This window comes from Mesorhizobium sp. WSM4809 (assembly GCF_055811655.1).
Genome location: NZ_JBVVQW010000021.1, coordinates 40,304 through 55,073, shown reverse-complemented (window position 1 = coordinate 55,073; position 14,770 = coordinate 40,304). Strand labels below are relative to the sequence as shown.

Below are 14,770 nucleotides of genomic sequence, written 5' to 3'. Positions count from 1 at the left end.
AGTTGGGCTTTGACGACCGATATTAGGCGCAAGGCCGCCGTTCACCTCTCCTTCTAGTCAGCGCTCCGGCCAGCGAAAAAGCGTCGAGGCCCCAACAGAGTGAAAATCGGTATTTCACATTGACGCGCAACCAGGTGATGAAGGTATGCCGCAGCTCATCATCGGCGACCGCAACAGCACCGGCCGCAGCGCCCAGCAGGAATGCAACGAGGGTTTCATGAGCGCTCGTGCTGGGCCGTCCCGAGCGCCCAGCCAGGTGCTTGGACTTGCGGTTCGATAGCGCGCGAAGTGTGAGAAGCCGCGCGAGAAGAGCCCGGACCGCCGCGAGAATCCGGGACGCTGGCGGAAATTTCGCCGAACCGCGCCCGAAACAGACATCCGTTGCCACATTGTCGTCGTAACTTTCCGGTGGTGAGCATGAACGCCAAAGCGCGACCTCCTCCTAGGGCAAGCCCCCTCAGCTCCCTGCCGGTGGGGCTTTTCACATATTGAGACCTATATTTGTTGGCTCAAAGCATTGGTCATTGATGTGGTGGCAGCGCGCCTGGGCAGAGGAACTTGTCTTGAAGGCGAGGGAGACGCGTGCGATTAGCGAAACCCTTACGAGATGGTCACGCCGGAGATGTCGCCCAAGCACTCTTCAAGGCTGCTCGAAAGAGCATCCCAAAACGGCCAACAAGGATATCGCCAGAGCGGCGTTCTACTCGATTATGCCAATGCGGATCAGGAAACCGTCAAGGTCAGGAACCTGCAGGCATTCGCTCTCGCTGAGCGCCCCGGCCGGAGAATTAAACTAGGACAATCAGCGAATTCTGTAGGCTTGATCGTCTGCGGGAATTGGAGTGGCGCAAGCATTGGTCAACGGGGTTCCCTGCCGCGATCGCACCATAACGGCACGCCCACGAATCGGCCATTTAGGATAGGCGGCGGGCCTGAGCGTCCGCTTGGCCGGCGTCGAGACCCATAACTCCCAACCCTTGGCGCCGGCCGCCCTCTATGAACACTGCCTTGCGAACGCGTTTGCATTGCGTAATGTTCAGCCGGGGCAATGGATTTCACAGGGGTTGGGCACGTGGCGAACGCCGATATTGCACAGATCGACGCGGCAGGTCTGAACCGGGTCCGGGATCTGGCTCTGATCATCTGGCCAGCGCACTATGCGCCGTTGATCGGCGCCGACCTGATCCCACCAATGGTAGCGGACATGTATTCGCTTAACACGCTTGGCGCGGACATGCGCGAGCGAGGCCACCTGTACTGGATCGCCTCGGTTGATGGGAAAGATATTGGCTATGCGTCGGCCTACTTGAAAGACGGGCGGCTGTGGATCAAAAAGCTTTACCTGCTGCCGTCCGTTCGGGGCATGGGGCTGGGAAAGCAGCTTATCGCGACGATCAGAGACCATTACGGGAGGCAGCACCCGCAGGCCCTCTACGTAAGCGATCGCAATGAGACAGCCATCGCGTTCTACAAGTCGCAAGGCTTCACCGTCGAGAGCTTGGAGCCTGTACAGATGGGCCCTTATCATTTCGAGGATTATGTGATGGTACGCCCTGGAGAGATTGCCTTGCCCCAGTCTCGTCCGGACGTGCCGACCTACTGAATGGCGCAGTAGCCAACCCCCTTTTGACCCCGTTACCAGCTATCCGAACAAAAGGGCTACAGGTGCACTTCGCGGAGCCCGTTCGTTTTGCCGCTACTCGTGTCCGTTTCGTGCGTCGCAGAAAGTCGGACCGGCGCCCTGGTGGCCGCCTGGCGTCAGATTGACCGATGGGCAAAAAATCGTTCCACGGCCGGTCGACCGGTTCTTCCACAAGCGATCCCATAATTCCGGAGTGGTAAACCCGTGAAATGCCAGATAATTCCAGACGTACCAGTATCCATGTTATGCTACTTTGTTTTTAGCAGCTATTTAGTAATGTGGATCAGCGCCCTTCCGGACTTTCCAGTATAGTCTTCAGCGAAACCTTGGCCGAGCCCGGCTTCAGCGGTTTCGGCTGCGAAGCGTCGGGCGATCAACGCCTCAATCCACCTACGCGGGGCTAAATCGAACACGAACCGTGCAGATCGACCCGCGCCACGGCGTAGGCGTCCAGAATTAATTGCTCATCCAACTGTCGTCCGAACCCTCCCATGAAGTTCGGATCGGCGGCCGCCCGCTCGAAATGGTCGGCAGAAAGAAGACAAATGCGCGCGCCGACCGGCATACCCGAAAGCCGCACGGATTGCCTCTTGGCAGTAAGGTTAGAAAGCCAAAGCGTCGTGCTCCCGTCTTTTTCGGCGGCGATCGCCGCGATGCTGTCAAGTCCGGAAGTTCCCACCGACAGCAGACTGGCGCCACCGAGCTTTGATAGGCCTGCCATGATATGGAAAGCGGGATACACCATTGGGCCATCCTGTTGGTCGAACCACGGCTGCGCGAAATTGCCTCTCCTGTAGACGAAACCAAATGGGCCGGTGAAGTCACCGAAGGCGACGGCTTCGATGCCCTCGCGAGCGCAGGCCGCGAAATAGCCGATGATCCAGGCCGCATTGAACAGCCCGCGCTGGCGAGGATCGATGCGGGTGAGGCAGACGCGACCGTTCGCTTCGTTCTGCGCCGTGGAGGCTCCGTAAGGGTTCTCGCGGCAGCCGAGTTGACTGGGGCCCACACGCAGGGGCAAGCGTTCGCCCATGAAGGCACGGGCAGAGCGGATCAGATGGGGAATGGCCTCAAGCGTCTCCATCACCGACACATCGTCTGCAGCGTGCACGCTTGGACAGGTGGTGAAGGTCGCGTAGTCGAGCGCCTCGCGTGGCGGGCGCTTGCGATTGAGCTCGGTGAAGTACGCGGCCATGCCGCCGCCCAGCGTTACACCCGGGAAAGCCCGGCGCGCCGCGGAGTAGTTTTCGTGGAAGCTTGGCATCGCCGGCCATGTTGCTCCCGGCTGTACCGATTTCATGTCCTGCGTCGGAAAGACGCAGACAGCCTCTGGAGCGAGGCCGAGGCGACGGACAGCGTCCGCGACCGGCTTCAACTCGCCGAACGGATCCAGCGTTCCCCTGGTTATGATCTCCAGTACGACGCTTGCCCCGATCAACCGGGTCAGCGCTGCGTAGCGTTCAAGTTCATCGTGACCGTGGCCGAGACGGAGATCGACCTGGCAGACCATCCACTGCGGAGCCAATTGCCGAATTAGATCGGAGGTTTCAAGGGCGTGCCTGGCTTCCCCGGCGGCGACGCCGACGCCAATGCGAGGCACTCGGCCGGCCGGTCCGCCAATTGTCACGTTGATCGGTGGGTTGGGGTTTTCAGACGTCCCCCTACAAAGCGTCCCCGACACATGAAGCCGGACGGCCTGCGTGAATTTCTCACCCTTGGGCAGTCTGTAGGGCCACGGGCGACGCAGGGGACGAACATAGGTCTTATAGGAGGCATCAGACCAGTTGCGTTGGTCCTCCATCTCAAAGGCATCACCATCCATGGTGCAGGTGGCCCAGATCCCAGGCGCGATCTCATGCGACAACGCGCGCACGTCAGTAAACGGACATTCAGGATCAATAACGTCTGGAAAAAGCGAAGGCCTTTCGAGACCATCCTGATGCAGCACCCTCACCGGCTTGCCGGCCAAAGCCGCGATCGGATGCAGCACGACGAAGCCGGTCCGGTTGGTCAAAAGGTCGGTCTCGGGCTCTGCTTCTGCCACAAACGACAGTGCGCCATCGCTACTGCCCGAGATCCGGGCCCGGTAAACCAGGCGGCCCGATGTTGCGGCACATGTTCCACGGTATTCAATGGCGAACGCATCCGGCCTCTCGTCGATCCGCAGATCATCGAGAACGGGGGTACATGTTCCCCAGTTTTCGTCCCGTACAAGGAACGAGATTCCGCGCAAAACCTCGATCGTCCCAATGCGGATGTAACGCAACGCCCCATTGTCGAACGCGAGCGACAGGGAGCCGGCGCGCAGTGTGCGCAGCGGTTCCTCGAGCTGTTCGGTGCCACACAAGCGGACTGCCAGAGAAGCTGTCGAGGTCAAAGTGCCCGCTCCGTCGTGGCGTCGAAGATCGATGCCCGTTTCATGTTGATGTCGATCGCCAGCTTCTCCCCAGGACGGCTGACGTCGTGCGCCTGCAACTCCGCCATCACCGGCGCACCCGCAAGTCGGAATGTCGCGTAGCTGCGCGAGCCGGTCGGCTGCAGCAGGTCGATTGTTGCCTCATAGCGAAACGTGCCCTGCGCCGGCGTGGCAGTGTGCGCACGAGTGAGGTGCTCCGGTCTCAACCCGAGCAGCACCTTCTGTCCGTCTGCGACGCCCTGCAGCCCCCTGCCGGGCGCTAAAGGCAGCAGTGCGTCCGCGAGCCGGATGGCGGCGGTGCTTCCCTCCAAGGCAAGGGTCCCTGGCAGGAAGCTCATCCGCGGCGAACCCAGGAACCCAGCGACGAAGGTCGAGGCCGGGCGCTCGAACAACTCGAGTGGCGCGCCCTGCTGCTCTATCAGCCCGTCGCGCATCAGCACGATGCGGTCAGCCAACGTCATTGCTTCGATCTGGTCATGGGTGACGTAGATCATCGTTGTGGCAATGTCCTGGTGAAGGCGTTTGATCTCGCCGCGCATTTCGTCGCGAAGCTGTGCGTCGAGATTGGACAGCGGCTCGTCGAACAAAAAGATGCGGGGGTTGCGGACTATGGCTCGGCCGATGGCGACGCGCTGGCGCTGGCCACCGGACAGTTGGCGCGGAAAACGCCCCAGCAAGGGAGTGATGCCAAGCATGCGCGCCGCCTCGGCAACGCGCATCTCCACCTCTGGCTTCGGCATCTTGCGAGCCTTGAGGCCGAAGCCAATGTTCTTGGCCACGCTCATATGCGGATAGAGCGCATAATCTTGGAACACCATTGCCACGTCGCGGTCGCGCGGCCTGAAATCATTGACCACCTCGCCGCCGATCTCGATCGTGCCTTGTGAACTCTCCTCCAGTCCGGCGATGGTCCTCAACAGGGTGCTCTTGCCGCAGCCGGACGGACCAACCAGAACGGTGAACTCGCCGTCGCGGATGTGGAGGTCAATACCGCGCACCGCATGGAAGGCGCCGTAGCGCTTGTGCAAGCCGGTGATTCTGACTTCGGCCATGCCTACCCTTCCCTATCCGCGAACGGCGCCGAGCGTCAGCCCGCGCACGAGATGTCGTTGAGCAAGCACTCCAAGGGCGATCGATGGCACGAGGGAGACGATGGCAAGGGCCGCGGCTTCACCATATTGTGCGCCCTGGAAGCCGATGAAGGCGCGGAAGACCGTTGGCAGCGTGAAGGCGGTTCGGCTTGTCAAAATCAGCGCGAAGAAGAACTCGGTCCAGCAGGCAATGAAGGCGAAGACAGCCGCCGCGACGATGCCGGGCGCGGCCAGCGGCACGGCAACGCGCCAGAAAGCCTCCCATCGCGTGCAGCCATCGACGAGGGCCGCCTCCTCCATCGACTTCGGCATGCCGCGGAAATAGGCGAACATCATCCAAACGGACACCGGCAGCGTGAAGACCGTGTAGGCTATGATCAGCCCGATATGGGTGTCGTATAGCCCGACGCCGCGGTAGATCAGGAATACCGGTAGGACGATGCCGATAGGTGGCAGGAAGCGCTGCGACAGCACCCAGAAGGACAGATGCCGGCCACCCGTGTTGTAGCGCGCCAGACTATAGGCCATCAGCGTGCCGAACAGTGCCGAAAGCACCGTGGCCGAAAGCGAAATAATCAGGCTGTTGATAAGCCCGTCGAGACCGCGATAGGTGAACAGCGCGGCTTCGTAGTGGACAAGCGTCGGCTCCGCGGGGAACCAGACAGGCGGTACGGTGAGGTAGTCGTCGCTGGGCTTGATTGAGGTGTTGAACATCCAGTAGAGCGGCCACAGCACGAACACTACGAAGAACCCCAAAAGCAGGATTCGCCCGATCGGCAACGACCGGCGTTTCCTGCGGCGGGCGGGCGCTACGGCGGCCATCAGACCGGATCGACCTTCAAGAGCCGGCGTACCAGCAACGCCACGATGAGCGCCGTAAAGATCAGGAACAGCCAACTTCCGGCCGTTGCCTGCGACAGATGAAACTGCGTGAAGCCGACGGTATAGAGATAATAGGAGGCCGTGTACGTTTGTGTTCCCGGGCCGCCGCCTGTCATGATGAATATGGTATCGAACATACGGATGGCGTCGAGCAGACGGAAAGTCAGCGCCAGCAGCATCATCGGCCCCAGATGGGGGAGCGTGATCGCCCAGAAGACCTGCCAGGCGTTGACCCCGTCGAGTTCTGCCGCCTCATAGAGATTGGGAGGAATTGCGGTCAGGCCAGCGAGCAGGATGACGAACATGAATGGCGTCCACTGCCAGACATCGGCGATGATGAGCGAGACATAGAGCCACGGGCGCTCGGTCATCCAGCCGATCGTAACCTCCTGCCCCAGCAATTGCGTCAGGATATAGTTGGTCGGTCCGAAAGGCCGCTGCAAAAGCAGCGTCCAGGCCTGGCCGACGATGACTGGGCTGATGAACAGCGGCACGATCAGGATCGACATGATCACGCCGCGGCCCGGAAAGCTGCGCACCATTGTCAGCGCCACCAGGAGACCGAGCACGAATTCGATAGCGACGCTGATGCCCGACAGCCATGCCGTCAGCAACAGTGACCAACGTGCCACGGGATCGAACACGACCCGCTCGAAGTTCTTCAATCCGACAAATGCGTGGCCCGGCACCTGGAAGTCGTAGTTGATGAAGGATACGACCAGCGAGAACAGGAGCGGATAGATCGACAGCGCCAATATCAGCAGCACCGCGGGCGCGACCAGCAGCCACTTGAAATGGCGGTCGGCCCATTGGGCGAACGCAGATAGCCGGGGCGGTGCGCCGGCGGCCTTCAAGCGGTGAATCGTAGCGGTGGGCTGCATCGGTGTATCCAAAAGGCTGCTTAGCGGTTCGGCGAGGTGTTGCGAGCCAAGCGCCCGCAACACCAATTGCTCCAGGCTCTGCCTCCCCTCAGAGGGTGACCGCCATGCCAAGTTTTTCCACCGTGTTGTCGGCGGTGGCGCCAGGCAGTTTCAGGAACTCGGTGTAGAAACCTTTCTGCGAATCTACACCCAGTCGGTCGGTCGTCTCGTTCCACTCGGCCGCCGCCGTTTCCAGCGACGCCTTCGGATCCGCACCAGCCCACACCGCCGTGCACATACGGTCGATGCTCAAGAAGTAGTCCTGCGCGCCTGGCATGATCGGGTCGAGCAGACCAACATTTGCCGAGTTGTTGAGATTGGCAAGGTACTCCTTGGCACTTGGGAAGAGCGCGCCGTAGAGTTCGGACTTGAAGTGCGAGATGCGGTACGGGTCTCGTAGCGCATAGGGCAGCATGCAACGCGCCAGCGAGACCGGTGGCGAGCATATCCATTGCATGAACAGATACGCCGCCTCGGGGTTGGGCGAGTCCGCCGACAGCGCCTTGTTGTAGCCGGTGGCATGTTCCGGATTGCCCGGAACGACGGCATAGCCGACCTTGCCAGCGATCTGGGACTGGGGGATGAAGTTGATCGCCGTGGCGGACTGCGAGTAATTCGCCGCCATGCGGCCGCTGGGAGGCCAGGAATAGATCATCGCGACTTTGCCGGTCAGGAAGGCTGCCCACAGGGAGACGGCGTCGAGCTCGTTGTTGCCGGGGATCGAGGCCTTGTTCGCCGCGAGCATGTTGGTCAGCGTCTTGACGCCGGCGTCCGAAACTAGGCCCGCCTTCATGTCGTCGCCGAACAGTTTGCCGCCATTGGCGCGGTACTGCTGCAGGAAGTCGAACTGGTTGCCGGGGCTGCCCGCCTTGCGGAAGTGTCCCGCGCCATAGACCTTTGGCGCCATCTGGTCGGTGATGAACTGGGCGATCTGGGCATATTCCTCCCAGGTCTTCGGCGGTCCAAGCTTGGCGTTGAACTTTGCTTGGTAGGCCTCCATCATCTTCGGATCCTCGAAAATGTCCTTGCGGTAATAGAGAGCGAACATGTCGCCGTCGTCGAAGAACCCCCAGATCTTGCCCTTATAGGTTGGCAGCGCCTTGTACAGAGGGTGATAGTCCTCGAGGTCTGCCGGGTTCATGTATTTGGCGATGTAGTCGTCGAGAGGTGCGATGACGCCGCCATCGGCAAGCGATGGTGTCCAGGCCGGCGAGACGTCGAGGACGTCATAGGCACCTGAGCCGGCGATGTGCTCGGCGACCGCCTTGGAGTACTGGTCCGGGTTCGACAGTTCGACGACATTCGACTTCATCCCCGTAAGCTGCTCCCACATCGGCCCACTGAAATTGCGCGGATCGAGTGCCTGCAGGCCAGCCTCGTAGGTCATGTTGAGGGTGACGCCCGAATGCGCCTTGGCGGCCTCCACCGCGCGAAAGGCGGAACCGTCCGCCGGGCCTTCCTTCGATGCTTTCAGGGCTGCAGCCTGCGCTTGGCCGAGCGGCGAGGTGGCGTCCGCCAGTTCCAGCGTCTGCTGCGCCACCGCCCAATCGGTCATCATCCCCAGCATCGGGCCAGACGCAGCCAACATGCCGGTCATCTGACCGAAGCGGGTTATGAAAGTTCGGCGGGTAGTTTCGCCGCGCATGAAGGCGTCGACCTCTGCTTCGAGACCTGCCTGAAAGTCACGTTTGTCACGATCGTTCATAGTGCTTGGTCCTCCCGTTTCCATTTGCCTCACTCGTCCGCGGGCGCGGCGGTCGAGCATTCCTCCCGTAAACTCGCCGCAAGGGGGCCGCGGCGGCGCACCAAAAAATCAGCGTCCTCCTAGGTTCCGAAGCGGGCCGCGAGCCCCGACAGCCTGGTCTTCCACAGCTCGCTCGAAAGCACCTCGCGATTGACCACGCCGCGCGGCTCGCGACCGTGTTGCACCTCGATCACCGCCTTGACGTCGGCGGCACCGTTGCCGGCAAAGCACTGGTCGGTCCAGCAAAGCGCGTGCGGCGCCAGGATGACATTGTCGAGTTTGAGGATCGCATCGTCTGCATCGGGAGGCTCCTGCTCGAGCACGTCGAGACCGGCCCCCGCGATGCGGCGCGCCTGCAGCGCTTGTGTCAGCGCTTTCTGGTCGACGATCGGGCCGCGCGCGGTGTTGATCAGGTAAGCTGTCGGCTTCATCAGGGCGATCCGCTCAGCATTGACGATGTGGTGGGTCTGCGGCGACAGCGGGCAACTCACCGACAGCACGTCGGCGCGGCGAAACAGGTCCTCCAGCCCGACCAGTTCGACGCCCAGGTCGGCAGCAACCCTCTTGTCAGCGAACGGGTCATGGGCAATGAATTGCATGTCAAAGGGCCTCGCCAAGCGGAAGACCTCGGCGCCGATGTTGCCGATGCCCAGCGACCCAAGCGTACGCCCGACGAGCCCGACGCCCATATGTTCCGAGCGCTCCTGGAAGCCATGAGGTCCCTTGCGGGTGAGCGCGTCCTTTGTCAGCAGTTTGCCGGTCAGTGCCAGCATGAAGGTGATGACGGATACGGCGACGGGCCGTCGCACGCCATCGGGCGTGATGACCAAGGCAATGCCGGCGGCGGTGCAGGCCTCAACATCGACAGTGTCGTAGCCGACCCCGAAGCGGGCAACGACGGCCAGGCGGCCGCTCCTGGGGACACTCGTGGAATCGAAGCGATGGGCGAGAAGGATCAGCGCATCGAAATCCTCAAGTTGGTCGGCGCGAAGCGGACTGTTCGATTCCAGGAACACCATCTCGACGCCCGCCGCATTGCGCAGCGGCTCCAGATCGAAATCTGGATAGATCGGCGAGCCGTCCGGCTTACGGAAATCACCCGAAAGCGCCACCCTGAATTTCACGCTGTCCATCGTCTCCTCCGCTCTATTGGCACCCGGCCCGGATTTTGGAAACCGCGTCAGCCATCGCGTCGTGCAAGACCCAAACGTCGCCCGAATAACAAATGAAATCGAAACCTTGTGCGTAGAAGTCGTGTCCCTGCGCGACGTTGGGCACCAGGCGTCCAAGCGATTTGTTGTGCTTCTTGGCGGCTGCAACGATTTTGGCCATTGCAGCGGTGAAAGTGGGGTGGGCGAAGTCGCCCGGAATGCCGAGCGAGACGGACAGATCGAAATGTCCGACCCACAGACAATCGACCCCGTCCAGTCCCGCGATGCCGTCGATGTTCTTGACGCCGTCCGCGGTCTCGATCAGGCAGATGAACGTCGAGCGCTTGTTGGCGGCCTCGAATTTGTTAGCGACCGAACCCGGACGGTAGCGGTCGTGAGCGATCTGCAGCGCCACGCCGCGGGCGCCGGCAGGATGGTATTTCATGGATTTGATGATGTGTTGCGCCTGTTCGACCGAACTCACCATCGGTGCGATCAGCCCTTCAGCACCCATGTCCATCGCGCGGGCAAGGAAATGGTAGTCCTGCGACGGCACGCGCACCATAACCGGCAGATCGGCTGCCTCGAAATAGCGGATCGCGCTCTTCAGCGTTTCCAAGCTGAATCCCGAATGCTCCATGTCGAAAAAGACGAAATCGCAACCAGCGGACTTCAGGATGTGACCAATTCCCGGAGTGGCGAATTCGGCGACAAGCGTACCGAGCTTGACCCGCCTGTGAGAGGCTAACGCCTTGAGACTTGGTTCCGACATGACTTCCCTCCCCTTCGCCCACAAGGGGCGCATTGCCCTTACGCGTTCTTCAAGACGAAGCTTCGAGAACAAGGTCGCAGATGGTCACCAGCTTGGTGTCGACGAGCGGCGCGCTCTGCGAATTGAATTCGTCGAAATGAACCGTACGGCAGTGGTGCTCGAATGCCGCTTCGCTGTCGTAAATCTCGTAGAGCAGGACCCGGTCAGGCTCGTCGCGCGCCTGCGTCACATCAAAGCGACGGCAACCGGTTTCGCTGCGCATCGACGCGGTCGCATTGGCGTCGACAAGCTCGCGGAATCTGCCCCGGGCACCCGGCTTGAGGCGGAAATCGACCCAGACCACGAAGCCCCTCATCACTTGGCACCCGCAATTTCCAGATAGCGCCTGGACACATATTCCAGATGCCTGCGCATAGCCGCTTCGGAGGCGTCTGGATCGCGCGCTGCGACGGCGTCAAAGATTTCGCGATGAGCCTCATAGGCCTTGCGGTCTTCACCTTTGGCCAAAGTCGTGCGCCGCTGTTCGAGCAGCCATTCGGCCAACGCCGCGTGGATAGCTGTGAAGATTCGATTGCGGGTGATCACCGCCAGCACGTAGTGGAAGTCGACGTCGGTGCGCTCGAAGCGCGTCAGGTCCCCGATCGACTGCCGGTTGATTTCGAGCGCCTCCTCAAGGCTTTCGATATCCTCTGGCGTGGCATTGATGGCGGCGTTGCGGGCAAGCCCGACTTCGAAAAACAAACGCGCGCTCTGGAAGTCATGAATCCCGCCCGGCGCCGAAATCATGTGCCGCGCCGGCCCCGAGAGGGCGTCGATCACGAATTGGGGAGTTGGCCGAGTGACGCGGGCGCGCTCGCCGGATTTCACCTCGACAAGGCCCATCTTGCTCAGATGCAGCAGGGCCTCGCGGATTGAAGGGCGCCCAACCCCGAACTGCCGCATCAGTTCCCGTTCGGATGGGAGCCGGTCGGCTTCGGCCAGCTCTCCCTTGCGGATCAGCCTCTCTAGATGCGCGGCAACATCGTCCGAGAGCTTCCGCTGTTTGATCAGAACTCCGATCATGTGGCATACCTGTTATACCAGTCAGATACGCTATGGCCCCAGAGCGCCTCTGTCAACGAGGCTTCTGCGCGGAGAACGGCACGCGTTTCGAAATCGAGTGCTACCACATCGGCAATTTCTACACTCGCCATCCGTCGAGCGGGCCTGGTCAACGCACCGTTCTTCGTACAGAGCGTGTTCGGCACACAGTGGCATCGGCACTCATCCCGAGGACGTGGCGCATATGAAGCGCACCGCCGACCCGCCGGTTCGAACAGGATCGCCATTGGTCGGTGCTGGGCGCCGGTCGCAGCCGCTGCGATCGCCACCCCAGGCGATCGCACCGGGCGGCAATGTACGCGTTGGACTGGAGGACTGGCTGTGGATCGGCAAGGGCCAATTGGCGGCCGATCTCACGTTAGGGACGGAAGCCCGTAGGGTGAAGACCGTCGCAAATTGGCGCCCACATTATAGCGCGTGTGCTTGGCTTTGGCGTCGACCGGCCCAGCATGCCGCGTGTTGCCAAGTGGTTCTTTGTCAAGGACGGCCAGGCGCTGGGCGCGGCTTTCCGCAGATGCTCTGATGAGCCTGACCTTGAGCGCATCATTGTGAGCCACGGCGATGTCATCACCGACAAACCGCGCGATGCTCAAGCAGATCGCGAGATTTCGGGCATAGCGGAAAATCTCGCGATGGTGGCGCCGCAGCCAAGCCGCGTTATTTGTTATAAGTCATCAACTGACTGAAAGCGTGGGCAGCCGTGTGCAACGACTATGAGCAGCATATCGCCTGGGCCGAATATTGCAGGATGATGCAATTGCTGGCGCTCGACATTCCCACCCAGCAAACGGAACTGGATTTGCCGCAGGCGGATGACATCCGCATCAGTGATCCCGCCCCGATCATGCGCGCCGTCGGCGACACGATCGAACTCACGCGCATGACCTTTGCCTTTCCGCCCTCCGGGCCCAAAGGCGGGCCGATCTTCAACTTCCGCTCGGAAGGACGGAGCTTCTCCAACAGCAAGCGCTGCCTTATTCCGGCGTCGGCTTTCTTCGAATTCACCGGAAAGAAGTCTCCAAAGGCTAAGCATCGCTTCACGCTCAACGGCGCCTCGTTCATGGCGATCGCCGGCCTGTGGCGCGATGGCGAAGGCAACAAGCCCCCGACGTTCGCTATGCTGACGACGGAACCCGGCCCGGACGTGGCGCCCATCCACAATCGCCAGATTGTGGTTCTGCGCCCGGACGATTGGGCGGCATGGATCTACCTCACGAAACCCGAGGTGGAGCTGTTGAAGGCCCTGCCGGCCGGGTCGCTGGCGGTAGAAACCGTGCGACAAGGAAGCGACTAGCTCAGATGCCGGTGCGTTTTGCGCAAACACGGAAGATTCTTGGCGGCATCGCTGCGGCAATTGCGGCCCCTCGGGATCGCGGCTCTCGCCAAAGCGTCAGCACCTCGTTGTCACTGATTGCCGAGTGGCCACTTCCGCCATCAGCGACGCTTGGCTCGTCGGTGCGCACGAAAGGTATCGAGCGTGAAATACGTGCCCGCCTGCCATGGGCGGTGAGGAAGTACGTCAAAGCCGAGACTGGTCGCATAGCCTTGCGGATGCGCGAAGACGATGCCGAAGAGTTCGAGGCCGCCTCGAACAAGATCGCCAAGATCCTGGAAACCATCGAAGTACTCCCGGTCCTGCCGCGCGAGGCCGAGGACATCCTCACAATTTCTTCGCGTGAGCGTCACAAGTGGCTGAAAGACGGACGGCTGCAAAGCATTGGCACCCGCACCGTGAAGATGCGCGGTCGATCCAAGGCCGTCACCTTCCACGTGTTCGATCCCAAGCACATCGAGGACATCCTTGATCGTGATCTGCCAAGCCTTTGGCGCGAAGAAGACGCGCAGCAAGTTACGGAGAACAGGCGACGTGGCGCCGGCAAGGCTGCCCTGACGCGGGCGGGAAAGGGTAGCGAGAAGGTTCGCGGTTCCGGGAATAACCCCAGAGATGACGATCCCCGGCCTAAGTTGAAGGGCTGGGACGCGTTCGACGACGAGGGCCTGCTCCGTTAGATCCGCCTTGTAGCCATTCGCGCGTCCAGAATGGACCCTGAGGGAAAGCTAACCGGGAGAAACGATTTGCAGTCGCGATTTGCCCCGAACCATTCCATGCTCAAGGAGTTCTTAAAGCCGACAACAGCCCGTTTCCTGAGGATGGCCGATGTTCGAAAACTTCCGCTTGAAATGGTGGAAACCGAGGGCGGGCCGATAAGGCTTCGGCATGGCGGATCTGGGCCGCCTCTGCTTCTGATCCATGGCCATCCTCGCGCGCATATGACTTGGGGCCAGGTCGCGGACTTGCTGTCAGCAGATTTCAGTATCGTGTGCCCCGACGTTCCGGGCTTCGGTCGCTCCTACGTACCGGCCGATGACCCCGAGAGCAGGTTCTCGTCCAAGCGGGCAAAGGCTTCGGCGCTGGTGGAGGTGATGGAAAGGTTGGGCCACCACGCTTTCTTCGTCGCCGGGCATGATCGTGGAAGTCTGGTCGCTTTCAGAATGGCGATGGACCATCCCGACCTGGTGCGAAAGCTGATTGCCGTGGATGGGTTGCCAGTTATCGAGCATCTGGAACGGACCGACTGGAACTTTGCCCGCGATTGGTACCACTGGTTCTTCTTTGCTCAACCCGAGAAGCCGGAACGGGCCATCCTGGCAGACCCGATGGCATGGTATATTGACTTGCGGCCAGATGAGATGGGACACGATGCCTATGGCGAATTGGTTTCATTCATCCACGATCCCGCCATCGTCCATGGCATGGTCGAAGACTACCGCGCTGGCATAAGGATCGACCATCGCCACGACCGCGAAGATCGAGAGGCCCGCAGGAAGGTGCGATTGTCCGATGCTTTGTCTGTGGTCAATCGACGATGATTTGGAACAGATTTATGGCGATCCGGTTGCCATCTGGAAGCACTGGGCCGACGACGTGGGGGGCTACGGAATCAAGAGCGGGCACCATGTCGCCGAAGAAAATCCCGCCGCTCTCGCAGCAGCGTTCAAGGCCTTTCTGAAAAATGACAGAAGCACCGATTGAGCGATCGCTCATGCGTG

Annotated in this window: 14 protein-coding genes and 1 pseudogene; 6 read left to right on the top strand and 9 right to left on the bottom strand. The window is 61.1% G+C overall.

Annotated features, from left to right (window positions below; all coding sequences use genetic code 11):
* Nucleotides 1-1,072: 1,072 nt before the first annotated feature.
* Nucleotides 1,073-1,603 (top strand): GNAT family N-acetyltransferase, encoded by a 531-nt coding sequence (locus AC0L24_RS30340; RefSeq protein ID WP_164873703.1) that lies wholly within the window; start codon nt 1,073-1,075, stop codon nt 1,601-1,603.
* Nucleotides 1,604-2,042: 439 nt separating this feature from the next.
* Here AC0L24_RS30340 and AC0L24_RS30335 read toward each other — a convergent pair whose 3' ends face one another.
* From AC0L24_RS30335 to nanR, 9 genes are all read right to left on the bottom strand, one after another.
* Nucleotides 2,043-4,019, bottom strand: coding sequence for a D-apionate lactonase family protein (locus tag AC0L24_RS30335; protein WP_473564692.1), 1,977 nt, complete (start codon nt 4,017-4,019; stop codon nt 2,043-2,045).
* Nucleotides 4,016-5,110, bottom strand: a complete 1,095-nt coding sequence (locus AC0L24_RS30330) for an ABC transporter ATP-binding protein (protein ID WP_127380543.1) — start codon at nt 5,108-5,110, stop codon at nt 4,016-4,018. Before AC0L24_RS30330 ends, AC0L24_RS30335 begins: the two co-directional genes overlap by 4 nt.
* Before the next feature lie 12 nt (nt 5,111-5,122).
* Nucleotides 5,123-5,929: a carbohydrate ABC transporter permease gene (locus AC0L24_RS30325; RefSeq protein WP_473564691.1), complete on the bottom strand. Its 807-nt coding sequence runs from the start codon at nt 5,927-5,929 to the stop codon at nt 5,123-5,125.
* A 41-nt stretch (nt 5,930-5,970) separates the two neighbouring features.
* Nucleotides 5,971-6,912: a carbohydrate ABC transporter permease gene (locus AC0L24_RS30320; protein ID WP_127380542.1), complete on the bottom strand. Its 942-nt coding sequence runs from the start codon at nt 6,910-6,912 to the stop codon at nt 5,971-5,973.
* Between the two features lie 88 nt (nt 6,913-7,000).
* Nucleotides 7,001-8,656: an extracellular solute-binding protein gene (locus tag AC0L24_RS30315; protein ID WP_127807859.1), complete on the bottom strand. Its 1,656-nt coding sequence runs from the start codon at nt 8,654-8,656 to the stop codon at nt 7,001-7,003.
* A 119-nt stretch (nt 8,657-8,775) separates the two neighbouring features.
* Nucleotides 8,776-9,828: an NAD(P)-dependent oxidoreductase gene (locus AC0L24_RS30310; RefSeq protein WP_128362381.1), complete on the bottom strand. Its 1,053-nt coding sequence runs from the start codon at nt 9,826-9,828 to the stop codon at nt 8,776-8,778.
* Nucleotides 9,829-9,841: 13 nt separating this feature from the next.
* Nucleotides 9,842-10,618: an HpcH/HpaI aldolase family protein gene (locus AC0L24_RS30305; RefSeq protein ID WP_127807861.1), complete on the bottom strand. Its 777-nt coding sequence runs from the start codon at nt 10,616-10,618 to the stop codon at nt 9,842-9,844.
* 49 nt (nt 10,619-10,667) lie between these two features.
* Complete coding sequence (locus AC0L24_RS30300) at nt 10,668-10,973, bottom strand: putative quinol monooxygenase (protein WP_127807862.1); 306 nt, start codon at nt 10,971-10,973, stop codon at nt 10,668-10,670.
* Nucleotides 10,973-11,680, bottom strand: coding sequence for a transcriptional regulator NanR (gene nanR, locus AC0L24_RS30295; protein WP_473564690.1), 708 nt, complete (start codon nt 11,678-11,680; stop codon nt 10,973-10,975). The genes AC0L24_RS30300 and nanR overlap by 1 nt, the downstream gene beginning before the upstream one ends.
* Here nanR and AC0L24_RS30290 point away from each other — a divergent pair.
* The 5 genes and pseudogenes from AC0L24_RS30290 to AC0L24_RS30270 all read left to right on the top strand — a co-directional run bounded on the left by AC0L24_RS30290 (nt 11,679) and on the right by AC0L24_RS30270 (nt 14,753).
* Nucleotides 11,679-12,242, top strand: a complete 564-nt coding sequence (locus tag AC0L24_RS30290; protein ID WP_473564689.1) for a 3-keto-5-aminohexanoate cleavage protein — start codon at nt 11,679-11,681, stop codon at nt 12,240-12,242. The genes nanR and AC0L24_RS30290 overlap by 2 nt on opposite strands.
* Nucleotides 12,169-12,405: a hypothetical protein gene (locus AC0L24_RS30285; RefSeq protein ID WP_127395391.1), complete on the top strand. Its 237-nt coding sequence runs from the start codon at nt 12,169-12,171 to the stop codon at nt 12,403-12,405. The genes AC0L24_RS30290 and AC0L24_RS30285 overlap by 74 nt, the downstream gene beginning before the upstream one ends.
* A 14-nt stretch (nt 12,406-12,419) precedes the next feature.
* The gene (locus tag AC0L24_RS30280; protein ID WP_127395390.1) at nt 12,420-13,013 is read left to right on the top strand and encodes an SOS response-associated peptidase; all 594 of its coding nucleotides are present in this window, start codon (nt 12,420-12,422) and stop codon (nt 13,011-13,013) included.
* A 5-nt stretch (nt 13,014-13,018) separates the two neighbouring features.
* Complete coding sequence (locus AC0L24_RS30275; RefSeq protein ID WP_189367265.1) at nt 13,019-13,729, top strand: hypothetical protein; 711 nt, start codon at nt 13,019-13,021, stop codon at nt 13,727-13,729.
* 148 nt (nt 13,730-13,877) lie between these two features.
* Nucleotides 13,878-14,753 (top strand): annotated as a pseudogene (locus AC0L24_RS30270) (alpha/beta fold hydrolase).
* The last annotated feature ends 17 nt before the right edge of the window (nt 14,754-14,770 follow it).

What these genes read in the sequence shown, in the direction of transcription:
- AC0L24_RS30330 (WP_127380543.1), bottom strand. Translation starts at nt 5,110, where the DNA reads ATGGCCGAAGTCAGAATCACCGGCTTGCACAAGCGCTACGGCGCCTTC.
- AC0L24_RS30320 (WP_127380542.1), bottom strand. Translation starts at nt 6,912, where the DNA reads ATGCAGCCCACCGCTACGATTCACCGCTTGAAGGCCGCCGGCGCACCG.
- AC0L24_RS30315 (WP_127807859.1), bottom strand. Translation starts at nt 8,656, where the DNA reads ATGAACGATCGTGACAAACGTGACTTTCAGGCAGGTCTCGAAGCAGAG.
- AC0L24_RS30310 (WP_128362381.1), bottom strand. Translation starts at nt 9,828, where the DNA reads ATGGACAGCGTGAAATTCAGGGTGGCGCTTTCGGGTGATTTCCGTAAG.
- AC0L24_RS30305 (WP_127807861.1), bottom strand. Translation starts at nt 10,618, where the DNA reads ATGTCGGAACCAAGTCTCAAGGCGTTAGCCTCTCACAGGCGGGTCAAG.
- AC0L24_RS30300 (WP_127807862.1), bottom strand. Translation starts at nt 10,973, where the DNA reads ATGAGGGGCTTCGTGGTCTGGGTCGATTTCCGCCTCAAGCCGGGTGCC.
- AC0L24_RS30290 (WP_473564689.1), top strand. Translation starts at nt 11,679, where the DNA reads ATGTGGCATACCTGTTATACCAGTCAGATACGCTATGGCCCCAGAGCG.
- nanR (WP_473564690.1), bottom strand. Translation starts at nt 11,680, where the DNA reads ATGATCGGAGTTCTGATCAAACAGCGGAAGCTCTCGGACGATGTTGCC.
- AC0L24_RS30285 (WP_127395391.1), top strand. Translation starts at nt 12,169, where the DNA reads ATGCCGCGTGTTGCCAAGTGGTTCTTTGTCAAGGACGGCCAGGCGCTG.
- AC0L24_RS30275 (WP_189367265.1), top strand. Translation starts at nt 13,019, where the DNA reads ATGCCGGTGCGTTTTGCGCAAACACGGAAGATTCTTGGCGGCATCGCT.